Below are 23,330 nucleotides of genomic sequence, written 5' to 3' on the forward strand. Positions count from 1 at the left end.
CAGAGGTGCACTATGAGTTGCGTAAAGAAAATCCTAGCTGTGTTAGATGGCGATCGTCAGCAGCAAAAAGCACTGAATCGGGCCCTTCATTTAGCGCGTATTAGCGGTGCCCATGTCACCTTTATGCTTTCTATTTATGACTTTTCGTATGAAATGACTACCATGTTAGCGGCCGACGAGCGCAATAGTATGCGTGACAGCCTCATCACCGATCGCAAAGTTTGGGTCAAAGATATTCTCGAAGACTACAACACGCGTGACATCGATTACGACGTTAATATCTTATGGCACAACCGCCCATTTGAAGCCATCATCGAAACCGCCATGCAAGGCAACTACGACATTATCGTTAAGGCCACCCATGAACACGAAGGTCTCGCTGCCCTGCTGTTCACACCAACTGATTGGCATTTGCTGCGCAAAGCACCGTGCAAGGTGTTGTTGGTGAAAGAGCATGAATGGCCCGAACACGGGAAGATACTTGCAGCAATTCATACCACCGGCGAACATGAACACCATCGTTCCTTAAACCGCATCGTCACCGAGGCGGCGCTACAGTTCGCACAATGCTTGCACAGTGACGTGCACTTGGTGAATGCATTTCCGGGCGCTCCCATTACAATCGCGGCTGAAATTCCCGAATTTGATACCACCAATTACCGCGAAACGATTCAAGAAAACCACAAAGTAGCCTTGGCTGAACATGCCATGCCTTTTCATATCTCACCTCAAAATCAGCATGTTAGAGAAGGTTTGCCTGAACAGGTTATTCCTGAATTAGCTGAAGAACTTGATGCTGAACTGGTTGTACTTGGAACCATCGGGCGTACAGGCTTTTCGGCTGCATTGCTGGGCAATACCGCTGAACACGTTATTGAGTCCATCAACTGTGATTTACTTGCAGTAAAACCGGAAGGATTTGTGTCGCCAATTAAGCTATAATCGCTGCCGCTTTTTTATCGGTTTCAGTGAAGGTGCTTATGCGCGCAGAAAATAATACGGAACAAGCCAATCAGCAAGGCTTTAACAAGCTCAAAAAACGACTTCGCCGTTCAGTTGGGCAAGCCATTCAAGACTTCAATATGATTGAAGATGGCGATCGCATCATGGTGTGTTTATCAGGCGGCAAAGACAGCTACACCCTGCTTGATATTCTACGTTTTATGCAACGCGTCGCGCCGATAAAGTTTGAGATTATCGCGGTGAATCTTGATCAAAAGCAGCCCGGTTTCCCTGAGCATATTCTCCCCGAATACCTGCACAAAGAAGGTGTTGATTTCCGTATTATTGAAGAAGACACCTACAGCATCGTCAAAGAAAAGATACCGGAAGGCAAAACGACTTGTTCGCTTTGCTCACGCCTGCGTCGCGGCATTTTATACCGTGTTGCCAGCGAGTTAGGAGCCACTAAGATTGCCCTTGGCCACCACCGGGATGACATGCTTGAAACGCTTATGCTGAATATGTTTTACGGCGGTACGATTAAATCAATGCCACCAAAACTTGTGAGTGATAACGGCAAGCATGTGGTCATTCGCCCGTTAGCCTATGCGCGCGAAAAGGACATTACCAAATATTCAGACTATATGGATTTCCCGATTATTCCTTGCAACTTGTGTGGTTCACAGGAGAACCTACAACGTAAAGTCATTAAAGACTTACTGAAGCAATGGGACCGTCAGTATCCCGGGCGTATTGAGAGTATGGCAAGCGCACTGCAGAATGTTGTGCCTTCGCATTTGGCGGATACCGCGTTATTTGAATTCAAATCAATTCAAGCAACGGGAGAAGAAAATAGTGATGGCGATACTGCGTTTGATCACAGCACGCCAACCACTTTTTTGAATTATCGCGATGAAGAAGACGGCCAGAGTCTTGCTGATGAGTCCGGCGTTATTCGGGTGCTGAATTTAAGTTAGGCTCAAGCACATCAACAATAATCGGACGATTAACACGTATCATGGAATTTAATTCATGAATGTAGTCTTCGCCGCGCTCTGAATAACTCAACAGTCCTGGCGTGAGATCTAAGGCTCTCACGTCAGCACCCGCGCTACGGCGTTCCGCCCGCAAACGACGCAAGTCGAAGTAAGCAGGATGCGTATTGATATTGCGCAAGTAGCTGCGAACTGAGGCATTGACCGAATCGAACTTGCGAACTTCATGGTTCATGCCATCAACGCGCGAGTCTGGTACTAATCCACAGCCTGGAGAAAAACACCACTGACCGAAGAAGTTCAGGGCGTCTAAGGCGAAGCGTGACGTGCCCCACCCAGACTCGTTGGCAGCTTGCACCAAAACCAAAGCTTCAGGCACCACGTCCACACGGCGCATCAGCACCCCAAATGTGGCTTCTAAATCATCATAATCAACTTCAACATTGTAACGCGAAGCAATCGTTTCAAGTTGCTGCCGCTGTTGCTTAGTCAGTTTTGTGCCGTTTTTTGTGATGTTCTCAAGTTCTAGCGCACTATTTCGCTCTGCTTCAATTTTTGCATTTTCAGCTTTAACGATAGGCGCCAAATAACCAAAGAAGGCCTGCTTTTTATCTCGCACGTCGGCAAAGTCATTAAAATTAGGCACTTCTGTTATGGTTGGCACAGTAACCACAACCTCACTGACTACTTGTTCGGAGTATTCGGCTTTATCGTGGAATAAGGTTGGCAACCAGATTGTCAACGCCACCAATAAAACCGCAAAACTCCATCCCAAAAATCGCATAGTTACTCCACTATTTCCGTGTCGGCCAAGCCGATAAGCGCATGATAAACAACGCCTATTGCGTTAAACGCCATCGGTAGGGTAAAAATTAATCCCAAAAACAATGGGATTGCACTGATTGCACAAATAATTACAACCAACGCCATAAATCCTAGTACGGGGAACATAGCTTTATTGATCACCAGGAACGATGCCAGTAAAGCGCGGGGCGCATTCAGTTCACGGTCAATAATAAGTGGTACGGCAAACATCATCACCAGCTGCAAATAAATCACTGCCAGCATGACCAATACCACAGCAATCGCACCCCCTAACAGCATACCAATCGCAGCAAAAACACCTGCCACAACAGCCGTCAAAACCAGCTTAATAAAGGCCACCAATACCAACTGTGGTGCAAACTTTAATACGCCGCGCAATATCCTAAGCGACGGCTTACGGTCTGCTGCATTAAGCATGCCAATATAAACGAGCATCGCCGCAAATGGCGCTAATATAAGTTCCTGCAGCAAGCTGCCAGCGATAAAGTTACCGACATTCACTTGTTCCCAGTCAATCTCGGTTTGTTCAGCAAGCACCTGCTCGTCAAACGGGAATACCAACGCCAGCACATCCGAAACCACAATATTTAACGCCACAATACCGATGAATACACCGAGCATCCATGGCAGTGAACGCAACGTAATATCCCACGAGCGCTGCAGCAATTGCCCAATGGTTAGTTTAATCTCGCCACGCAAAGCTTGGCCAAAGTCCCCGACTGGTAAGTTGGGTGTCGTATTATTTGAATTATTAGACACGCGAAAAATCTCCTTGTTGATTTTCGCCAGCGATTATACGGTAACGATTAATGCGTTACCAATGGCAATACGGCTCACTTATGGGATAATAAACCAAGTTCATATGAATTGATCACCTTTTGCCAAGGAGTTTTAGTGAAGTCTGGAACCAACCAACGCCGCTTTTCACGACGTCGCGCGACACCTTCTAAACCACGCACCGCGAATCCGCGGCTAATTTTATTAAACAAGCCGTATGGTGTGGTCAGCCAATTTTCTGGGGACGACGGTGAAGCAACCCTAAAAGGTTTGGTTCCGTATAACGACGTTTACCCTGCGGGCCGTCTTGATAAAGATAGCGAAGGTTTATTGGTGTTGACGAATGACGGTGAGTTACAACATAAAATTTGTCACCCAAAGCATAAACTAACCAAAACATACTGGGTGCAAGTTGAAGGTATTCCAACCGATGATTCTCTGCAGCAGTTGTGTGATGGGGTTGAACTTAACGACGGTATTACCCTGCCCGCAGAAATTATCCGTATGGATGAGCCCATAAACTTATGGCCACGCAATCCACCAGTACGGGAACGGAAGTCGGTTCCAGATTGTTGGCTCTGCATTAAAATCAGTGAGGGTCGCAACCGCCAGGTACGCCGAATGACAGCTGCTATTGGGCACCCTACTTTGCGCCTCATTCGCGCCGGAATTGGGCCGTGGTTATTACGTACTTTGCAGCCAGGCGAGTGGCGCGAAGAGCCTCCTGTGTGGTAAAATCCGCGGCCATTAAGAATCGCGAGTGTAGTTAGGGCAAATGTCAGTAAATCAAAGCGAAAACGCTAGCAAAAAAGTCATCGTTGGTATGTCAGGCGGGGTTGATTCCTCGGTTTCTGCGTATCTGCTTCAACAGCAGGGCTATCAGGTAGAAGGCCTGTTCATGAAGAACTGGGAAGAAGACGATACCGACGAATATTGCGCGGCGGCGAGTGATCTCGCCGATGCAGAAGCTGTCTGCGCTAAGCTGGGTATCGAACTCCATACAGTTAACTTTGCTGCGGAATACTGGGACAACGTGTTTGAGTACTTTTTAGAAGAGTACCGTGCGGGTCGCACACCGAACCCAGACATCATGTGCAACAAAGAGATTAAGTTTAAAGCGTTTCTTGAATTTGCCGCCGGTGCGCTCGGTGCCGATTACATAGCCACGGGGCACTACGTACGCAGACGCGAACACAATGGAAAATTTCAATTAATTCGTGGGCGCGACACCAATAAAGATCAGAGTTATTTCCTGTATACCCTCGCGCATACCCATGTCGCGCAAACCTTGTTCCCTGTTGGTGATATTGAAAAGCCTGAAGTAAGGCGGATTGCTGAACAGCAAGGCTTGGTTACAGCCGACAAAAAAGATTCCACGGGCATTTGCTTCATTGGCGAGCGCAAGTTCAAAGACTTTTTACAACAGTACTTACCCGCACAGCCAGGCGTTATCGAGTCAGTTGACGGCGCAGTGCTGGGGCAACACGAAGGGTTGATGTATCACACACTTGGTCAACGTAAAGGCCTGCACATTGGTGGCCTCGCTGATGCCGGAGACGAACCTTGGTATGTGGTTGATAAAGATGTGGAGCGAAATGTACTCGTGGTTGCACAAGGTAAAAATCATCCGCGCTTATTCTCTACCGGTTTAATTGCCGGCCAATTAGACTGGGTAGACCGCGAACCACGCCATGAAGCATTTGATTGTGTTGTTAAAACGCGTTATCGCCAACAAGATATTCCTTGCCGCGTTACACCACTTGATGACGGCAAAGTACGCGTTGAATTTAACGAGCCTGTTGCGGCAGTTACACCAGGACAGTCAGCGGTGTTTTATCAAGGTGATGTGTGCCTAGGTGGCGGTATTATCGAACAACGTATCGCCAGTCATGAGGTGCTATTGTGATTGATATCGCGCGCCTGCAACGTGATCCTTGGTTTGAACGCGTGGTGGCGTTAGCGGCATTAACCCAAGCTGCAGCCGCCGTAAAGCAAGTGGCGCGGTTTGGCAGTGTGCGCGATCCACTGGCAACCCGTGTATTAATTGACAGCGTACTCAATCAGAACCCCACCACCGTGGTTGAAATGTATCCAGATCTTAGCCATTTGCGCTTAGGTTTAGAGAGCTTATTACAACAAATTGGCGCAACCAAAGACAAAGATGTTGAAGTAACGCGCTATGTTGTTGGCATATTGGCTTTAGAACGGCGCTTACAACGCAATGCTAAGGCACTTGACCAGTTGGGCCAACGGCTGCAACAGTTACATCGCCAGCGCCATGAATTTCAGTTTGCTGATGACACCGTACTTGCGGGAATGGGAAGCACCTATAGCGATGTGATCTCACCGCTTGGGCAACCTTTAAAAATCAATGGCAAACAAGAATTTTTGAATCAGCCAAGTAATCAACACCTGATCCGCGCCCTACTCTTAGCTGGTGTGCGAAACGCGGTGTTGTGGCGTCAGCTTGACGGCAAGCGCCGTCAGTTTATTTTCTCACGGCAACGCATGGTGCGCGTTGCTCAACAAATCTTGCGCGAATTACGTGAGCACTCGGAGCCTTTATCATGATGAACTTATCTTCACTCACCGCCTTATCCCCAGTTGATGGCCGTTACGGCAGTAAAGCAGCGGCTTTACGCCCTATTTTCAGTGAGTTTGGTCTTATTCACAACCGCGTGATTGTCGAAATCCGTTGGTTGCAACAACTGGCTTCGGTTGAACAAATCAGTGAAGTTCCAGCGCTATCTGATTCAGCCAACCAATTTTTGCAGAACATCATTGATAACTTTTCTGAGCACGATGCACAGCGCGTAAAAGATATTGAGCGCACCACCAATCACGATGTGAAAGCGGTTGAATACTTTCTGAAAGAACAAGTTGCTGAACACGATGAATTGAACGCTGTAAGCGAATTTATTCATTTTGCCTGCACCTCTGAAGACATTAACAATCTATCTCACGCGTTAATGCTACGTGCGGCAATGGAAACGGTCATGTTACCGAGCATGCAGGAGCTCACCAGCGCAGTTCGTGGGTTAGCCGTTGAACACAAATCGGTGGCCATGATGGCACGCACCCATGGGCAACCGGCAACACCTACCACTATGGGTAAAGAGATGGCGAACGTGTTTATACGTTTGCAACGTCAACTTGACCAGATAACTGCGGTGCCGTTTTTGGGTAAACTAAACGGTGCAGTAGGTAACTATAACGCCCATATCGCGGCCTATCCGGACGTTGATTGGCACCAGGTGTCTGAGCAATTTGTAACCTCGTTAGGCTTAACGTGGAATGCCTACACCACGCAAATTGAACCGCACGACTATATTGCTGAATTATTTGATGCCGTAGCCCGCTTTAATACCATTGTGATTGATTTTAATCGCGACGTTTGGGGCTACATTGCGTTGAATCACTTCAAACAACGCACAATCGCTGGTGAAGTGGGTTCATCAACCATGCCGCATAAAGTTAACCCTATCGATTTTGAAAACTCAGAAGGCAACCTGGGCCTGGCGAACGCGGTGATGACACATTTAGCCCAAAAGCTACCAATTAGCCGCTGGCAACGCGACTTAACAGATTCTACCGTGCTGCGTAACTTGGGTGTTGGCTTCGCCTACGCACTTATCGCCTATCAAGCTACCCTAAAAGGTATTAGCAAGCTTGAAGTGAATGCGGATAATCTATTGCGTGAATTGGACCAGAACTGGGAATTATTAGCAGAACCCGTGCAAACAGTTATGCGTCGCTACGGTATTGAAAAACCGTATGAAAAACTAAAAGAATTAACCCGTGGTAAACGCATCAACCAAGCGGCAATGGCTGATTTTATCGACAGTCTGGATATGCCAGCAGACGCCAAAGCAGAACTTAAGCAATTGACACCCGCCACTTACATCGGCCGTGCGATTGCTTTTGTTGATGAGCTGAGCGAATGAGTTTGAAATTAAGTATCGATCATGCCAACTTTCTCCGCGAAACTTGGCAGCAACACCCACGCTTGATTCGCGGTGCTTTTAAGAGCTTTGATGACTTAATTGAACCGGAAATACTCGCTGGGCTGGCGCTTGAAGAAGGTGTTGACTCTCGGGTAATTGAAAATCACGCCGGCACTTGGAATGTTACCCACGGCCCATTCGAATCCTATGATGGATTTGGTGAAGAAGGCTGGACACTCTTAGTTCAGTCCGTGAACGAATGGGTACCGGAAGTTCAGCAACTCATCGCGCCATTTCGATTTTTGCCTGATTGGCGTATTGATGATGTGATGATTAGTTTTGCCACAGAACACGGTGGTGTTGGCCCGCACCTCGATCAATATGACGTATTTATTATTCAAGGAAGTGGTCGCCGGCATTGGCAGGTTGGTGCGCGCGTTAGCGCCGCTAATGAAATTTGCCCACATCCCGATTTGAAACAGCTTGCGGATACATTTGAACCTATAATTGATGCCATTCTCGAGCCCGGCGATATGCTCTATATTCCTGCCGGTTGCCCGCACAACGGCGTCGCTTTAGAACCTAGTCTTAATTATTCAGTGGGCTTTCGTGCACCCAATACGGCAGAATTAGGCGCTTCGGTAACCGATATGCTAAGTCAGTTAAATGATGTACAGCTACCGCGCTACCGTGACGCACATGCATCAAGTTATGGTGCGCCACATCATGTAACAACCGAACAGCTGCAGCATGTACGTGAGTTTTTGCTGAATTCAATGAGCAGCATTGATCTCGACCATGCCATGTTGTTGGTGTTATCGCAAAGCAAACGACCATTACCCCAACCTGAAGGTTTCATTCAAGCCGAAGAGCTCGCGGAGCTTTTGAGCCAGCCCGCTGATGTGTATATCGCACGTACGCCGGGAGCGCGGATATTGATCGGCCCCAACGCTGAGCAGCTTTACGCAAATGGTGAGTCGTGGCCATTAAACAATGACGTTCTGCCGCTAGCCGAGTTGATCGGAGAGCTATGGGACGACACTGCGTTGACCGACTTGATACCCGTGCTACAAAATAAAAAGGCCGTAGCTTTATGCTGCGACCTTATTAACAACGGTGTAATTGATGTAATTGCGCAGCAAGACTAGGCTTGCTGCTGCCACATTTCTTTGCTTTCAGATAACTGATACAAGTTTTCAGCGCGATTAATCAAATACTGAGCGTATTTTTGCTGCTCAGGCTCATTCGTTGCTTGCTGCAATACGCCTTCTGCCTGCATCTGCCAACGCAGTGCAAAATAGCGCATGGCATCACGCGCATCTTTCGCGGCCTTGTCACCAATGATATCGGTCGGCACGTCGCCATTGATTACCCACAAGGTCTTTTTATCTTGTGTTGTAAATTTCCAAACCGCCACATGTGGCACTAAATACCGACTGTCTTTCGAGAGAATACGGTCAGTAATAATGCCCTGCTCAGCAAGGTATTTATTCGCGGCCTGAAATTGCGCACGAACCCATTCGGAAATTTGTTCTTCTGTCATTTTTGGCGGCTGTTCTGCCATAATTTTGTCTCGCCCTACTGCTTATAATGGTTAACATATACGCTTAAATCGTTCAGTTATACTACCGAGATTTGGCTTAAACGCAACGGTTTTACCGACTGTAAACTTAGCTTGCAACAGTTTACGTAAACGTTAACAGTTTATTTCGGTAATTCACTAGCGAAATACAGATCAAAATGCTAATGTTCGCGCAATTTTTTGGGATGAACGAGGATTACCTAGAATGTCTCTATTCGAACACAAAGAGTTCGACCAACACGAGCAAGTCGTGTTTTGTCATGACAAAGAAACGGGTTTAAAAGCAATTATTGCTATTCACGACACCACGCTTGGTCCATCGCTTGGTGGCACCCGTATGTGGAACTACCCTTCATCAGCCGAAGCATTAACTGACGTACTGCGCTTATCACGCGGTATGACATATAAAAGCGCCTTGGCAGGCCTGCCTCTTGGCGGCGGCAAAGCCGTTATCATCGGCGACGCAAAAACCATAAAAACGCCTGAATTGATGCGTGCTTATGGCCGTTTTGTAAACTCGCTCAGCGGTCGCTACATCACTGCTGAAGACGTTAACATTCGTACCAGCGACATTGCTTATGTAGCTGAAGAAACAGCTTTTGTTGCTGGCACAGCAGAAAAAGCCGGTGACCCATCGCCACACACAGCATTAGGCACCTACTTAGGGCTGAAAGCTGCCGCTAAACATAAGTTTGGTAGCGATGATTTGAACGGTATTAAAATCGCAGTTCAAGGCCTTGGTGCGGTTGGTTACGACTTTGCTGAATACTGTGCTAAAGAAGGCGCACAATTGTTCGTAACGGACATTAACGAAGAAGCCTGTGCCCGTGCAGCAAGTGAATTGAATGCCACGGTTGTTGGCTTGGACGAAATCTACGGCTTAGACGTTGACGTGTATGCACCTTGTGCACTTGGCGCGACCGTCAATGATGACACCTTAAAACTTATCAAGGCCAAGATCATTGCTGGCAGTGCGAACAACCAGTTAGCAACGCCTGCACACGATAAGATTGTCATGGACATGGGTATATTGTATGCCCCTGACTACGTCATTAACGCCGGTGGTGTTATTCACGTTTGCAGTGAAGCTGCGAACATGAGCCGTGCAGAAACTGACAAGCGTGTGCGTGATATCTACGACACCCTAGATCAAATCTTTGCTCGTTCAGCTGAAGAACAGCGTCCTACTGGCGAAATTGCTGACCAGATGGCGCGTGAAGTTATTGCAAACGCTAAAGCTGCGCGTTAAGCGCAGTTATTAGCAAGCCATTGAAGCGGGTGTAATGCCCGCTTTTTTGTGCTCATACGGTGCACTTGTGAGCGGCATGAAAAGCCCGTCGCAAGCGTGACGACATCCTGCTCCACCTTCGCTTTCCAACTCATATCGTAAAGCTTCTTGCTGGTTTCCTGATGTGCCAATTCATGACCATAAGTGCCAGCCATACCGCAACAACCGGTCGCAACTAAGTTTACGGGCACATGCCAAGTAGCAAATATCTGTTGCCACTGCTTCGCCGCCTTAGGCAGTGCGGTTTGTTCCGTACAATGACTGAGCAATTGCATGGGTTGCTCGGGTACGACTAAGCTTAATCTCTCGGCGCGGGATGGCAATACATCGCTTAACCATTCATGTGCCAGTAACACGCGATAGTTTTGTTCATCGGCAACATATTCACGATATTCATCGTGCAAACAAAGTACGGTCGAAGCATCAAGTCCCACTAATGGTAAACCTAATCCGGCAACCGTATTCAATTGTTGCGTCACGCGCGTTGCTGTGTCGGTAAAGGCATCAAGAAAGCCCTTAACATGCTGCGCCTTGCCGTTGCCCACAAACTCCAGCAACACAGGCCTAAAACCAAGACGTTCTGCAACGGTCCCGAATGCTTCGAGTAAGTCGGCCTCATAAAAGGTTGTAAACGGATCTTGCACCATAACCACCAAGTCTTTTTGGTCCGCTGCACTTAATTGTGCCAGTTGATCAGCGGAATAGCTTGGCCATTGCAGTTTACGCCACCGTTGCGCGGCAGTTGGCGTAGATAGTTTAGGGGCATCAACGTACCCCACTACGCGCTCCGTAACCCATCGGCTAACGAAGTTATGGGTGAGAAAATTGCTAAGCCTTGGCAATTTCGCCATGGTTTTTGCAATAGGCTCCACATTTTTTACCAAATAGTCTTTTATTGGCCGCCGGTAGCGTTGATGATACCAAGCTAAAAATCGCGCTCGGAACCGCGGTACATCGACCTTCACAGGGCATTGGCTTGCGCATGCTTTGCAGGCAAGACAAGCATCCATTGATGATTTCACTTCATGGTTGAAATCATGTGGAACCGAACTGGGCTGTTCTTGTAGCAAGTTGGCTTGTTTACCCTGCGGCAATCCTGACGGGTCAAACCCTTGTGCACTGCTTAATCGCAACCACTCACGAATTAAGGTAGCCCGCCCTTTGGGCGAATAACGCCGCTCGCCGGTGGCTTTGAATGACGGGCACATTGCCGAGTCGGCGTCATAATTAAAACACAGACCATTGCCGTTACAGCTCATCGCATCATTAAAGCTATCGCGAACATGAATGGGTATTTGACGATCATAAGCGCCGCGCTTGGTTGCATCCACCGACACCAGACTTGCATCCGAGCCCCAAGGTGTACAGATTTTCCCTGGATTGAGCCGGTTATCCGGGTCAAATACAGCCTTAATCTTTTGCAGCTCGCCATAGAGCGATTCGCCAAAGAATGTTGGTGCGTACTCAGAACGATAGCCCTTGCCGTGTTCGCCCCACATTAAACCACCATATTTGGCAGTAAGCGCAGCAACCTTATCACTGATCACACGCAGTAACTTTTCATCTTCCGGATTCGTCATATCGAGCGCCGGACGCACATGCAACACCCCGGCATCAACATGACCAAACATGCCATAATGCAGTTCGTATTCATCTAACAAGTGACGAAATTCGTCGATAAAGTCGGCTAAGTGTTCAGGCGGTACCGCAGTATCTTCGGCAAAAGCGACTGGTTTGCGTCTGCCCTTCGTGGCACCTAGCAAGCCAACGGCCTTTTTGCGCATGGCGTATACAGTTTGAATGCTGCGGGCATCCGTGCAAATTTGATAGCCAATCACACCCGCATCAGGCTGATCTGAGATTAACGCATCAAGTTGCCCACAAAGATCCTGTACCTTGGTATCAATTTCACTTTGGTTTACCGCCGTGAATTCCACCATAGTAATGCCGCGCATGGTTTGATTCGGCACGTCTTGTAGTTGTTCGGCCACTTGATGCCAAATAATGTCGTTACGGGCTAAATCAAGCACATTACTGTCAATGGTTTCAACGGACGTCGCGCGCGCTTTCACCAAAAACGGTGCATTGCGAAGTGCGGCCCGAAAATCACTGTATTTAACATTTACCAGTACTTTGTGTTTTGGAATTTCGGTTAAATTCAGCCGCGCCTCACAGACAAAAGCTAAGGTGCCTTCAGAGCCCGCTAACAAGCGCGATAAATCAATCGTATCTTGCTCAGGGTTGTAGCAATGCTTTAAGTCGTAGCCAGTCAAAAACCGATTTAAGGCTGGAAATTTATCGTCAATGGCAGCGCGCTGTCCCACACAGGTCGCAAGTACTTGGCGGTAAATAGCGGCTTCTAAACTTTGGCCTTTGGCTTTATCTTCAGCTTCAGCACGAGAAATTGGCCGCGTTACCAAGCAGTCGCCGTTGATTAATACCGACGTTAACTCAAGAACATGATCACTCGTTTTACCGTATACCAGTGAGCCCTGCCCGGAAGCATCGGTATTGATCATGCCACCTATGGTCGCGCGATTGCTGGTTGATAAATCGGGAGAAAAGAATAAACCATCACTGCGCACTGCGTCATTGAGTGCATCTTTCACCACACCGGTTTGACAACGCACCCAATGGTCGGCTTTATTTACTTCTGTGACCTCGGTGAAATAACGACTCAGATCAACCACAATGCCAGCCGTTAACGATTGACCATTGGTGCCAGTACCGCCGCCACGAGGCGCAAATTGAATTCCACGGAAGCTATCGCGCTGGGCAACCTGCAGCGCCTGCTGCAATGCGGCCACGGTGCGCGGGTACAGTACCGCTTGCGGTGCCTGTTGATAAATGCTGTTATCCGTTGCAGCGACCATGCGACCCCCATAGGTCGCATCAATGTCGCCATCGAAACCTTGCGCATCAAGCGCTAGCAAATAGTCTTGATAAACCGTTTCGATACGCGCTTCAAGGCGCTCATATGCGGTAAATATCGGTAATACTGATCGAGTTTCCGTCATAAAGCGCCCTGACCTTCCTACAACTTAGCTGTGATGTTTCGCCAAATATAGCCACGTTTCGATAACCGTATCTGGGTTAAGCGAAACTGAATCGATACCCTGTTCAACCAACCATGCGGCAAAATCTGCGTGATCTGAAGGGCCTTGGCCACAGATACCAACATATTTGCCCTTTTTCTTAGCCGCTTGAATAGCCATTGACAGTAAGGCTTTGACCGCTTCATTTCGCTCATCAAACAGGTGTGCGATAACGCCTGAGTCACGATCTAAACCAAGGGTTAATTGAGTCAAGTCATTCGAGCCAATTGAGAAGCCGTCAAAAATATCCAGGAACTGATCGGCTAACAGAGCATTTGATGGCAATTCACACATCATAATGACACGTAAACCGTTTTCACCCTGCACTAAGCCTTGCTCAGCCAGCAGTTCGATAACCTTACGTCCTTCTTCTAGTGTACGCACGAAAGGAATCATTACTTCAACATTCGTTAAGCCCATATCGTTGCGAACCCGCTTAATGGCTTCGCATTCCATCGCAAAACAATCACGGAAATCTTCAGATATATAGCGTGCTGCGCCACGGAAGCCGAGCATCGGATTTTCTTCATGGGGTTCATACTGACGCCCGCCAATCAGATTCGCATATTCATTCGATTTAAAATCGGACATGCGCACAATCACGCGCTCTGGTGAAAAAGCAGCTGCGAGTGTTGAAATACCTTCCGTGAGCTTACCCACGTAGTATTCACGTGGGCTGTCGTAGCCTGCCATGTAACCACGAATCTGCTGCTGCAGCTCAGCGCTCTGCTGATCGAAGTTTAAAAGCGCCTTCGGGTGTACGCCAATCATGCGATTGATGATGAACTCTAACCGCGCGAGGCCAACGCCTGCATGGGGTAAACTCGCAAAATCAAAGGCGCGATCTGGATTACCAACATTCATCATGATCTTTAATGGTAGCGCAGGCATGTCGCCCACATCCGACGTAGTGACGTCAAATTCAAGTTCACCAGAATAGATATAGCCGGTGTCACCTTCGGCGCATGAAACGGTTACCGGAGCACCAGCTGCAATACGGTCAGTGGCATCACCACATCCCACAACCGCAGGAATTCCCAGCTCACGCGCAATGATAGCTGCGTGACACGTACGACCACCGCGATTGGTCACTATCGCTGATGCCCGTTTCATAATCGGTTCCCAATCTGGGTCGGTCATGTCGGTTACCAACACATCGCCAGGTTGTACTCGATCCATTTCAGAAATGTCGTTTAGAACACGCGCTACACCAGCACCAATTTTTTGCCCAATGGCGCGGCCTTCGGCCACCACATCACTTTTTGCTTTCAGTGCGTAACGTTCAAGGGCCTGTCCATTCTTATTCGACTGCACTGTTTCTGGGCGCGCTTGCACGATATAAAGCTTGCCATCAACGCCATCTTTCGCCCATTCAATGTCCATTGGACGGCCATAATGCTGTTCAATGATGACAGCTTGGCGCGCTAGCGCTTCAACTTCTGCATCGGTGATTGAAAACTTGTTCGATAGTTCAGCTGGAATATCAACAATAGACGTTTGCTTGCCGTGATCAGTGGCATCCGAATAGATCATCTGTATTTTTTTACTGCCAAGATTACGGCGCAAAACGGCCGGACGTTCAGCTTTCAACGTTGGCTTGTGCACATAAAATTCATCAGGGTTTACGGCACCTTGTACGACCATTTCGCCAAGCCCATAAGAAGACGTTATAAACACAACTTGGTCGAAACCTGATTCGGTATCAATGGAGAACATCACGCCTGATGCAGAAATATCACTGCGTACCATGCGCTGAATACCCGCAGACAGCGCTACACCGCGGTGGTCATAACCTTGGTGTACACGGTAAGAAATAGCGCGATCGTTGAACAACGAAGCAAACACATGCTTAATTGCTTCCATTATGGCGTCAATGCCATGAACGTTAAGAAACGTTTCTTGTTGCCCAGCAAACGATGCGTCTGGCATATCTTCGGCAGTCGCTGAGCTACGTACGGCGAAGCTCACTTCGCTATTACCGCCGCTCAACTGTTCATAGGCCGCGCGAATTGCTTGATCAAGTTCCGGTTGAAAAGGCGTTTCGATAACCCATTGACGAATCTTTTTACCGGCTTCCGCTAAAGCGCGAACGTCGTCAGTATCAAGGTCATCGAGAATTTCATGAATGCGTTCGTTAACACCACTTTGCTCAAGAAACTCATTAAATGCTTCAGCGGTGGTTGCAAAGCCATTGGGAACATCAACCCCGGCACCAGCCAGGTGACTAATCATTTCCCCAAGTGATGCATTTTTACCGCCAACACGGTTTACATCATTCATCCCTAATTGATCATACCAAAGCACATAATCTTGTACGTTATTCTGCACGTTGAGTTCCTCGTGGAGTTTAGGCGTGACACAGTCACATAATTGACTGCTCGATTGGGAATGTATTTTACACATTGGGGCTGCACAAGTTAACATCTTATCCACTTTTATCTGCTTGGAATATCGCCAACATGCGCACTATTTTTTACATTTCCGATGGAACGGCCCTTACCGCCGAAGCTTTCGGCAAAGCAATGCTCTCAATGTTTCCACTAAAAGTTGTTCATAAAACCTTAGCTTTTGTCGATACCATTGAAAAAGCTGAGTTGGCGACGCGTAAAATAAATCAAGCATTTGAAGAATCTGGTGAACGCCCAATTATATTTCACACCTTTGTAAGCATTGACATAAAGCGCGTTATTACTGAAAGCCGTGGCAGTTGCTATGACTTCCTGGACTACTTTGTTGCGCCCTTAAGTAAAGAACTCGACATGGCCGCACAGCCTAAAACCCACCGTACGCATGGAATACAAGAAAATAATGACGAACGTGAAAATTATGATTTTCGTATTGATGCAGTGAACTACACACTTGCCAACGATGATGGTAGTAACGTGTCAAATTACGACGAAGCAGATATTATTTTGCTGGGCGTGTCACGTACCGGTAAAACACCTACCAGTCTCTACTTGGCACTGCATTACGGCATTAAGGCTGCGAACTACCCGCTTACTGAAGACGATAATATGGAAAACTTGCAGCTACCTAAGGTGCTTAAGCCTCATCGTCACAAGATTTATGGATTAACGCTCGACCCGCAGCGTTTGCACGAAATTCGCAGCAAGCGCCGCGAAGGCAGTCAATATGCATCCATGCAACAGTGCCGCTATGAATTGCAGGAAGTCGAGAAGATGTACCGCCGTGAAGCCATACCTTTTCTCGACTCTACCCGATTTTCAGTGGAAGAGATTGCCGCGAAAATACTCGCTGAAACCAATCTTGAACGGCATCGCTTTTAAGCGTTGCCGTCCTGCTCTTTTTGCGTGCGAGCATTGGTACTCTCGAAAATTTTGTCGGCTGAAGCGGCAACAAAACCAGTGTAGAGCTGATCAGGCGCTATCTCGTAACGCTTTGCGAATTCGTAAAAACAGCTTGGAATTACTTTTTCCATATCACTAAAGCGCACTGCGGTATGATCCGCCATGGTTGATGACTGCTCTAAAAACACTTCACGTGATCCTTTAATCTCGCCACCTGAAGTGTTCAATTGAAAACCAGCTTCTTTTAACGTTGCGTTCACTTGTTCGAGTGATTCAAAGTCAGGCAGCTCGTTCACGTTCACAGTAAAATGATTGGCTCGGAAACCAAAGGCAGCCATCCAAGCGGCATACTCACTTTCTTCAAGCAATTGCTCGTAATCGGTACTGCTGATTTGCCAGTGCGCGCCTGAGTATAAAAACTCTGGTTTTGCAACGCTTTGCGCATCAACTTGTGCAACCAACGCGTTCACGATTCGTTGCAACTCTGGTGAAAACTCTTCCACCAACAGCTCTGAAATAAATATTTTCGGTAACCGAGGGTTGCTGTGTTCGTAATGCTTGGCCACCAGTTTCTTGGCTTCAAACACGTAGTCGCCACAAGCTTTATAGCCCATATCTTCAAAATGTTTAGCTAATGCAGCTAAGCGTACAGGTGCAATGTTGAACGTACGAAAAGCAACGTGGTCGTTAATGATTGACCGACCCTGCCCAAGTACTTGATGAACTTTCGCAGCTGACGGTGTTAACTGAACGTAATCGTTCCAAAGATTATCAAAAAATTGCTCAACAGAGTGTGACATATACTACTATAACCTCGAAAATGTCTGAATTAACCGCGGCCTTGGCGTGCTTCTTTCAATGAATCAGCAACAAGAAACGCTAATTCTAACACTTGGTCAGCGTTCAAGCGAGGATCACATTGCGTGCGATACCGTTGGGTTAAGTCACGTTCGCTTATTTGATAGGCGCCACCGGTGCATTCGGTAACATCTTCACCGGTCATTTCAAGGTGAACGCCACCAGGATAGGTGCCTTCTGCTTGGTGAACCGCGAAAAATTGGCGTAATTCCTGGTGTATCGCTTCAAAATTACGCGTTTTAAGACCATTTTCAGCCTTAACTGTGTTGCCATGCATTGGGTCGCTGGACCACACCACGTGGCGCCCTTCAGCTTTAACGCGCCGAACAATTGCTGGCAACGCATCGGCCAACGTATTCGCCCCCATGCGACTAATGAACGTCATCCGCCCTGCTTCATTATCTGGATTCAGCACATCGAGCAAACGAATCACATCGTCAGGGCTTGTAGTTGGACCTATTTTAACGCCCAGCGGATTATGAATACCACGCATAAACTCAACATGCGCATGGTCAAGTTGACGCGTACGCTCGCCTATCCATACCATGTGCGCAGAACAGTCGTACGGGAGCCCAGTAAGTGTATCAGTGCGCGTAAGCGCCTCTTCATAAGGCAACAACAATGCTTCGTGTGACGTAAATAACTGGGTTTCGTGAATGGTCGCGTTGCTTTGCGCGTTAATGCCCAATACTTCCATAAATTTAAGTGCAGACTGAATCTGTTCAGCTACGCGTAAATATTGCTCTTTAAGCGGATTAGCCTCAACAAAGCTCATGTTCCATTTGTGCACTTTGTGCAAGTCGGCTAAACCGCCCTGCGCAAACGCGCGCAATAAATTTAACGTTGCTGCCGAATGATGGTAAGCATTGATCATTCGTTGTGGATCAGGCTCTCGGGCCGCAGAAGTAAAATCTGCAGCATTGATAATATCACCGCGATAACTGGGAAGTGACACGCCATCAACGGTTTCGAGATCGCTTGAGCGTGGCTTGGCATATTGCCCTGCCATGCGGGCGACCTTCGTTACCGGACATGAACCAGCGAAGGTCAACACCACAGCCATTTGCAAAATAACTTTGAAGGTGTCGCGAATCTTTGGGGCAGTAAAATCGCTAAAAGTTTCCGCACAATCGCCGCCTTGCAGCAAAAATCCATGACCTTGGCTTACTTTGCCTAATTGGGTGCGCAACGCACGAATCTCTTCCGCAAAAACCAATGGCGGAAAAGTTTTTAGTTGCTGCTCAACACCTTGCAACGTGGGTAACGAAGCATAATTAGGCTGTTGCTGGATTGGTTTATCCCTCCAGCTGCGGGCACTCCAATTGGTCATGATTATCCTTATAAATTTAAAGTTGCTCGAGCGCTCGAATGCGTTTTGCTAAAGGTGGATGGCTCATAAAAAGTTCGCTAAAGCTGCGTTTACTTTGAATGCCAAAAGCCAACATGGAGCCGTCGAGCGTTGACTCTTGTCCATTTTGCAATCGTTTTAATGCGGCGATCATTTTATGCTTACCGACCAGTGCCGCAGAACCAGCGTCTGCACGAAACTCTCGATGACGTGAGAACCACATTACAATGACACTTGCGAGAATACCAAACACCAATTCCAGCGCCATTACAATGCCAAAATAGGCAAAACCGCCTAGCCCTTGACCACTTTGCGAGCTACTGCGACTCGCATTATTGATCACCCCAGCAATCACGCGCGCAAAAAATATTACAAAGGTGTTCACCACGCCTTGTATCAAGGTCAGTGTCACCATATCGCCATTGGCAATGTGACTAATTTCATGTGCAAGAACCGCTTCAACTTCGTCCTGATTCATGGAACGTAGTAGCCCTGTACTTACCGCAACTAACGAGCTTTTTTTGCTTGCACCCGTAGCAAACGCGTTGGGTTCAGGGGAATCGTAAATAGCCACCTCAGGCATTGGAATACCGGTCCTTTGAGCTTGCCCTGCAATGGTATTGAACAGCCATTGCTCGGTGCTATTACGCGGTTGTGTAATAACATGCGCCCCAACTGAGCGCTTCGCCAACCATTTTGACATAGCCAGCGAGATAAACGCACCACCAAAGCCAAATAAAGCGGCAAATATAAACAAACTTTGATATTGCGAGGGTTCGATACCCAGTGCTGGAAGCACCAAATTCATCACCACACCAAGTACCAATAGAATTGCTAAGTTCGTTGCCAAGAAAAGACCAATCCGCAACATTTTTATTAACCTCGTAATGACCCCAACGGATACCCCGATTTATAAGGGCGTTAGCCCTGAATTACAAGGCTTTTGCTATGTTTTTTATTACGTGTTTTGTTAAGCTATGGACCAATCTAGCTGCGAAATATGCATGATCTATTGCTGCAATCAGGAGAATCGAATGAATTCTGCGCAATTATTACTCTTAAGTAGCTCACGCGCCGGCGAAAGTGACTATTTAGCGCCGTGTCTTGAGCCCATAGCAAACCTCTGCGAAACACGAAAGGTTCTCTTTATTCCGTACGCGGGTGTAACGATGCCGTATGCAGACTACACCGCAAAAGTTGCAGCTGCATTAAAACCACGAAACATTCACGTAGCTGGTATCGAAGCCGCTGCAGACCCGGTCAGAGCAATTGCCGAAGCTGAAGTCATTATGGTTGGCGGCGGCAATACTTTTCACTTACTTCAGCAGCTGTATCATTTCAACTTAATAGCGCCTATCCAAGCTGCGGTGAGCCGCGGTACACCTTACATAGGTTGGAGCGCAGGTTCGAATATTGCCGGGTTAAGCATTCGTACCACCAATGACATGCCAATCATTGAACCACCATCGTTTGCGGCGCTGAAACTGGTGCCGTTTCAACTCAACCCGCATTATACCGACTATCAACCACCTGGTTTTCATGGCGAAACGCGTGATCAGCGCCTCGCTGAATTTATGGTACTTGAACCCACCACGCCGGTAGTGGCTATCCCCGAAGGCACAGCGTTTAGAGTCTCGAAGCAAACCATGACCTACCAAGGCAACACACCAGGATTCGTATTCTTAAACGGCCAAAAACTCAAGCTATCACCGCAGCAAGACTGCAGCCAGTGGCTTAAAGCATCGAATTAACGTTCAAGAAATCAGCTAATTGCCCTGCGTTGGCCTTGGGCGAATAGGGAATTTCGCCTAAACATGGTGCCCGAAGTAACTGCTTCAACGTAGCTATATTGGCGTTATATTCCGACATTGCGGTGCCCTGTGGTTGGTTGGCTATCCAACCGGCTAACTTCAGGCCGCGCCGTTCAATATCGGCTGCGGTAAGTAATGCATGACTTAAGCAACCAAGCTTCATATCAACCACTAACACAACTTCTGCAGCGGCTTCTTGTGCATAATCAGCTAAGCTCTCCGTATCGTTCAATGGCACCAACCAACCACCGGCGCCTTCGATAATCAAAATATCACCATGCGATGAGGCCACAACGTCTGTATGTTGCAATAAGTCTGCTAAATTAACGGTTACCCCCGCTTGATTCGCGGCAATGTGCGGTGCAATGGGTGGCGCAAAACAAAATGGATTAACCCGCACGTATGAGTTTATCGATACCGCGATATCGCAGGCTTCCATTAACTGTAACGCGTCCGCATTTCGTAACTGGCCCACAACGGTTTCAGCGCCAGCGGCTACCGGCTTTAATGGCACAATCTGGCGACTATGCTTGCGTAGCGCATGAATGAGCGCCGTAGCACAGGTTGTTTTACCCGCATCGGTATCGGTACCAGTTATAAAAATTCGCTTCATTGATAACTCAACTAAATAACAATTAGAATTAACCTTTAATTAATTCAATAAAGGCGATTTCCCAGCGCAAATACAGCACTCCATCGCCGCTCCGGTGCGCCTCCATAGCTGTTTCGACAGCACTCAGCTGTGACTTGGTAAGCCTGCTTGTTTGATGCAATGTATAATTAGCCCCAATACCTTTTAAGTCATGTAGCATGTCGCGAACTTGCTGGTATGGCACGGCAATGCTTTGTTGCGTGCAACGCACGGTTACACCGTGCAAGCGCTTTAAGCAGGCATCGAGCTGTTGTGTGTCAATAAATTTGTTATGCCGTACATTTCCGGTAACCCGTTGAAAGCAGCCCCCCAACGGCGCCAACGAGCCATCCATGACTGTACTCAAAACAGCACGCCCAGACGGCTTTAAACAATCAACCAACTGCTGCAAGGTGTGAGGTAAATCAGTCACCCACTGCACCGCTAAATTGGCATAAATCGTGTCGATACTGCTTGGGGCAAACGGCAATGCTTCAATATCAGCTTGTACCCAACAGCCGGCGGAATACTCGGTTTGTGCTTGCTGTAACATACCTGCCGCAAAATCTAACCCAATATAGTGGCTGGCACTTTGTTGCAGCGCCAGCGTATTCACCCCCGGGCCACAACCGGCATCCACCGTTACACCGGTATTTTGCGGTAACATCTGCAGCAATGATTCTGCACATTGTCGTTGCAAGGAGTTGTGATCGCAGTAACTCGTGGCAGCTTTACTGAAATGTTGAGCAATTTTATTTTTATGAGCGTTGTTACTGTGCGCCAGCATGGTTCAAACAACCTCTGTTTCAGTTAACCGCTGATAACAATCGGCCAATGCCGCAACAAAAGCGCGAATGTCCGCTTCTTTATGCTGAGCGGTGAGTGTTATGCGAAGCCGTGCTGTGCCCTCTGGCACCGTGGGTGGACGAATCGTGCCACATTTAAACCCTTGAGAATTTAGCGCTACGCCTATATTCATCACATTCGCATCACTTCCTACAACCAGTGTTTGAATGGCGTGCTGACTTGTCCCTAACGGAATATTCACGCGTTCGGTTAATTCACTGAATAACGCAACATTCGTATCCAGCTGCTGACGTAATCGTGCGCCTTCGGCACTCTGAACGATCTTAATCGCAGCGCTAACAGCCACAGCCTGCGCAGCAGGAAAAGCCGTAGAATATATAAATTCACGCCCGTAATTCACTAAATAGTCAATCACACTGTCGGTGCCCACTAATGCCGCACCCATCACCCCCAAGGCCTTACCAAACGTAGCTGTAATTAATGGCCCTTGTGTTTGGCTAAGCTGGCTTGCTGCGCTTCGACCGTCAACCCCGACAATTCCTAAACCATGAGCATCATCAACCCACAAATCAGCATCCAGAGCTGCCAGCTCGTGCAGCGGCGCACTATCGCCGTCCATGCTAAATAAACTTTCGGTGACAATTAAATTGGTAGCATCCGGGTTTAGTAGCTTCTTCGCATGCACAGCGTCGTTGTGCGCAAAACGTTTCCAGTGACGTTGCTCACGCACACCATCCAATAGTGATGCATGGCTTAAGCGGTCTAACAACACACGGCCATACAATGGCGCGAGGGCTCGCATGGTGCATTGATTTGCGCCAAACCCGCTACTGAACAGTAAAACATTATCGCGTTCGAGCCATTCACTGAGTTGTCGCCGTAAATAGGCATGTGGCGTTTGGTAACCAGCTACCAAGGGCGATGAGCCACTACCTGTCCCCCACTGCTGTACGCCTTGTTGAAAGGCATCACGCACTTGCGGGTGCTGCGATAAACCTAAGTAATCGTTACCAGAAAAGTCGTGCACCGCGGTAGGCACCGATAGACTGCGGTGTCTGCGTTGCTGATGGCGTAACTCAAGTTGCCGTTGTAAAACGCCCTGAATTTGCATGATTGATG

Annotated in this window: 21 protein-coding genes; 10 read left to right on the top strand and 11 right to left on the bottom strand. The window is 47.9% G+C overall.

All coding sequences use genetic code 11. The features are described from left to right. Positions 1-12 precede the first annotated feature (12 nt). Both uspE and ttcA read left to right on the top strand, forming a co-directional pair. Positions 13-942, top strand: coding sequence for a universal stress protein UspE (gene uspE / locus EGC76_RS03110; protein WP_128351556.1), 930 nt, complete (start codon positions 13-15; stop codon positions 940-942). A gap of 38 nt (positions 943-980) precedes the next feature. Beyond that, on the top strand, positions 981-1,919 hold the full coding sequence (gene ttcA / locus EGC76_RS03115) for a tRNA 2-thiocytidine(32) synthetase TtcA (RefSeq protein WP_128351557.1): 939 nt from the start codon (positions 981-983) through the stop codon (positions 1,917-1,919). On the opposite strand, the gene EGC76_RS03120 is transcribed toward ttcA, so the two are convergent. Together EGC76_RS03120 and EGC76_RS03125 are read right to left on the bottom strand one after the other, a co-directional pair. Beyond that, positions 1,894-2,721, bottom strand: coding sequence for a glucosaminidase domain-containing protein (locus EGC76_RS03120; protein WP_128351558.1), 828 nt, complete (start codon positions 2,719-2,721; stop codon positions 1,894-1,896). The two genes, ttcA and EGC76_RS03120, sit on opposite strands and share 26 nt — an antisense overlap. Before the next feature lie 2 nt (positions 2,722-2,723). Then, a complete protein-coding gene (locus EGC76_RS03125; protein WP_128351559.1) occupies positions 2,724-3,521 on the bottom strand; it encodes a DUF2189 domain-containing protein in 798 nt (265 codons plus the stop codon). A gap of 135 nt (positions 3,522-3,656) precedes the next feature. Here EGC76_RS03125 and EGC76_RS03130 point away from each other — a divergent pair, with 135 nt between their 5' ends. From EGC76_RS03130 to EGC76_RS03150, 5 genes are read left to right on the top strand one after another with little or no spacing between them, the layout of a single operon-like run. Then, the gene (locus EGC76_RS03130) at positions 3,657-4,274 is read left to right on the top strand and encodes a pseudouridine synthase (protein WP_128351560.1); all 618 of its coding nucleotides are present in this window, start codon (positions 3,657-3,659) and stop codon (positions 4,272-4,274) included. 40 nt (positions 4,275-4,314) lie between these two features. Then, positions 4,315-5,445: a tRNA 2-thiouridine(34) synthase MnmA gene (gene mnmA, locus EGC76_RS03135; RefSeq protein ID WP_128351561.1), complete on the top strand. Its 1,131-nt coding sequence runs from the start codon at positions 4,315-4,317 to the stop codon at positions 5,443-5,445. Continuing rightward, positions 5,442-6,110, top strand: coding sequence for a high frequency lysogenization protein HflD (gene hflD, locus EGC76_RS03140; RefSeq protein ID WP_164876784.1), 669 nt, complete (start codon positions 5,442-5,444; stop codon positions 6,108-6,110). The genes mnmA and hflD overlap by 4 nt, the downstream gene beginning before the upstream one ends. Next, positions 6,110-7,483 carry an adenylosuccinate lyase gene (purB, locus tag EGC76_RS03145; RefSeq protein ID WP_128351773.1) on the top strand — a complete coding sequence of 458 codons (1,374 nt, stop codon included), beginning with the start codon at positions 6,110-6,112 and terminating at the stop codon, positions 7,481-7,483. The genes hflD and purB overlap by 1 nt, the downstream gene beginning before the upstream one ends. After that, positions 7,480-8,631 carry a cupin domain-containing protein gene (locus EGC76_RS03150; protein WP_128351563.1) on the top strand — a complete coding sequence of 384 codons (1,152 nt, stop codon included), beginning with the start codon at positions 7,480-7,482 and terminating at the stop codon, positions 8,629-8,631. The genes purB and EGC76_RS03150 overlap by 4 nt, the downstream gene beginning before the upstream one ends. Here the strand turns inward: EGC76_RS03150 and EGC76_RS03155 are convergent. Further along, positions 8,628-9,047, bottom strand: a complete 420-nt coding sequence (locus tag EGC76_RS03155) for a DUF4826 family protein (RefSeq protein ID WP_128351564.1) — start codon at positions 9,045-9,047, stop codon at positions 8,628-8,630. The genes EGC76_RS03150 and EGC76_RS03155 overlap by 4 nt on opposite strands. 223 nt (positions 9,048-9,270) lie before the next feature. On the opposite strand from EGC76_RS03155, the gene EGC76_RS03160 reads away from it, so the two are divergent. Further along, positions 9,271-10,314: a Glu/Leu/Phe/Val dehydrogenase dimerization domain-containing protein gene (locus EGC76_RS03160; protein WP_128351565.1), complete on the top strand. Its 1,044-nt coding sequence runs from the start codon at positions 9,271-9,273 to the stop codon at positions 10,312-10,314. Here EGC76_RS03160 and ydiJ read toward each other — a convergent pair. After that, entirely contained in the window at positions 10,311-13,370 is a 3,060-nt protein-coding gene (gene ydiJ, locus EGC76_RS03165; RefSeq protein ID WP_128351566.1) for a D-2-hydroxyglutarate dehydrogenase YdiJ, read from the bottom strand. The genes EGC76_RS03160 and ydiJ overlap by 4 nt on opposite strands. 24 nt (positions 13,371-13,394) lie before the next feature. Beyond that, entirely contained in the window at positions 13,395-15,776 is a 2,382-nt protein-coding gene (gene ppsA, locus EGC76_RS03170; protein WP_281277715.1) for a phosphoenolpyruvate synthase, read from the bottom strand. 131 nt (positions 15,777-15,907) lie between these two features. Here ppsA and ppsR point away from each other — a divergent pair, with 131 nt between their 5' ends. Then, positions 15,908-16,735, top strand: coding sequence for a posphoenolpyruvate synthetase regulatory kinase/phosphorylase PpsR (gene ppsR, locus EGC76_RS03175; protein ID WP_128351568.1), 828 nt, complete (start codon positions 15,908-15,910; stop codon positions 16,733-16,735). Here the strand turns inward: ppsR and EGC76_RS03180 are convergent. Genes EGC76_RS03180 through htpX form a run of 3 tightly spaced genes read right to left on the bottom strand, consistent with a single transcriptional unit; the run spans position 16,732 to position 19,833 of the window. Continuing rightward, positions 16,732-17,556, bottom strand: a complete 825-nt coding sequence (locus tag EGC76_RS03180) for a DUF1338 domain-containing protein (RefSeq protein ID WP_128351569.1) — start codon at positions 17,554-17,556, stop codon at positions 16,732-16,734. The two genes, ppsR and EGC76_RS03180, sit on opposite strands and share 4 nt — an antisense overlap. A 29-nt stretch (positions 17,557-17,585) precedes the next feature. Beyond that, positions 17,586-18,944, bottom strand: a complete 1,359-nt coding sequence (locus EGC76_RS03185) for a class II 3-deoxy-7-phosphoheptulonate synthase (protein WP_128351570.1) — start codon at positions 18,942-18,944, stop codon at positions 17,586-17,588. 16 nt (positions 18,945-18,960) lie between these two features. After that, positions 18,961-19,833: a protease HtpX gene (gene htpX / locus EGC76_RS03190; protein ID WP_128351571.1), complete on the bottom strand. Its 873-nt coding sequence runs from the start codon at positions 19,831-19,833 to the stop codon at positions 18,961-18,963. 163 nt (positions 19,834-19,996) lie between these two features. On the opposite strand from htpX, the gene pepE reads away from it, so the two are divergent. Continuing rightward, positions 19,997-20,713: a dipeptidase PepE gene (pepE, locus tag EGC76_RS03195; protein WP_128351572.1), complete on the top strand. Its 717-nt coding sequence runs from the start codon at positions 19,997-19,999 to the stop codon at positions 20,711-20,713. Here pepE and bioD read toward each other — a convergent pair. The 3 genes from bioD to EGC76_RS03210 are packed head-to-tail and all read right to left on the bottom strand — an operon-like array spanning position 20,697 to position 23,322. Further along, positions 20,697-21,386, bottom strand: a complete 690-nt coding sequence (gene bioD / locus EGC76_RS03200; RefSeq protein ID WP_128351573.1) for a dethiobiotin synthase — start codon at positions 21,384-21,386, stop codon at positions 20,697-20,699. The genes pepE and bioD overlap by 17 nt on opposite strands. Positions 21,387-21,414: 28 nt before the next feature. After that, on the bottom strand, positions 21,415-22,191 hold the full coding sequence (gene bioC, locus EGC76_RS03205; protein ID WP_128351574.1) for a malonyl-ACP O-methyltransferase BioC: 777 nt from the start codon (positions 22,189-22,191) through the stop codon (positions 21,415-21,417). A gap of 3 nt (positions 22,192-22,194) precedes the next feature. After that, positions 22,195-23,322 (bottom strand): 8-amino-7-oxononanoate synthase, encoded by a 1,128-nt coding sequence (locus EGC76_RS03210; protein ID WP_128351575.1) that lies wholly within the window; start codon positions 23,320-23,322, stop codon positions 22,195-22,197. Positions 23,323-23,330: the final 8 nt, after the last annotated feature.

The sequence above is a fragment of the Pseudidiomarina gelatinasegens genome (genome assembly GCF_004025325.1).
Taxonomy (GTDB): domain Bacteria; phylum Pseudomonadota; class Gammaproteobacteria; order Enterobacterales; family Alteromonadaceae; genus Pseudidiomarina; species Pseudidiomarina gelatinasegens.

Bases quoted from the DNA above. Each gene is read 5' to 3' on its own strand.
- uspE (WP_128351556.1), top strand. From the start codon at position 13: ATGAGTTGCGTAAAGAAAATCCTAGCTGTGTTAGATGGCGATCGTCAG.
- ttcA (WP_128351557.1), top strand. From the start codon at position 981: ATGCGCGCAGAAAATAATACGGAACAAGCCAATCAGCAAGGCTTTAAC.
- EGC76_RS03120 (WP_128351558.1), bottom strand. From the start codon at position 2,721: ATGCGATTTTTGGGATGGAGTTTTGCGGTTTTATTGGTGGCGTTGACA.
- mnmA (WP_128351561.1), top strand. From the start codon at position 4,315: ATGTCAGTAAATCAAAGCGAAAACGCTAGCAAAAAAGTCATCGTTGGT.
- purB (WP_128351773.1), top strand. From the start codon at position 6,110: ATGAACTTATCTTCACTCACCGCCTTATCCCCAGTTGATGGCCGTTAC.
- EGC76_RS03150 (WP_128351563.1), top strand. From the start codon at position 7,480: ATGAGTTTGAAATTAAGTATCGATCATGCCAACTTTCTCCGCGAAACT.
- EGC76_RS03155 (WP_128351564.1), bottom strand. From the start codon at position 9,047: ATGGCAGAACAGCCGCCAAAAATGACAGAAGAACAAATTTCCGAATGG.
- EGC76_RS03160 (WP_128351565.1), top strand. From the start codon at position 9,271: ATGTCTCTATTCGAACACAAAGAGTTCGACCAACACGAGCAAGTCGTG.
- ydiJ (WP_128351566.1), bottom strand. From the start codon at position 13,370: ATGACGGAAACTCGATCAGTATTACCGATATTTACCGCATATGAGCGC.
- ppsR (WP_128351568.1), top strand. From the start codon at position 15,908: ATGCGCACTATTTTTTACATTTCCGATGGAACGGCCCTTACCGCCGAA.
- EGC76_RS03180 (WP_128351569.1), bottom strand. From the start codon at position 17,556: ATGTCACACTCTGTTGAGCAATTTTTTGATAATCTTTGGAACGATTAC.
- EGC76_RS03185 (WP_128351570.1), bottom strand. From the start codon at position 18,944: ATGACCAATTGGAGTGCCCGCAGCTGGAGGGATAAACCAATCCAGCAA.
- htpX (WP_128351571.1), bottom strand. From the start codon at position 19,833: ATGTTGCGGATTGGTCTTTTCTTGGCAACGAACTTAGCAATTCTATTG.
- pepE (WP_128351572.1), top strand. From the start codon at position 19,997: ATGAATTCTGCGCAATTATTACTCTTAAGTAGCTCACGCGCCGGCGAA.
- bioD (WP_128351573.1), bottom strand. From the start codon at position 21,386: ATGAAGCGAATTTTTATAACTGGTACCGATACCGATGCGGGTAAAACA.
- bioC (WP_128351574.1), bottom strand. From the start codon at position 22,191: ATGCTGGCGCACAGTAACAACGCTCATAAAAATAAAATTGCTCAACAT.
- EGC76_RS03210 (WP_128351575.1), bottom strand. From the start codon at position 23,322: ATGCAAATTCAGGGCGTTTTACAACGGCAACTTGAGTTACGCCATCAG.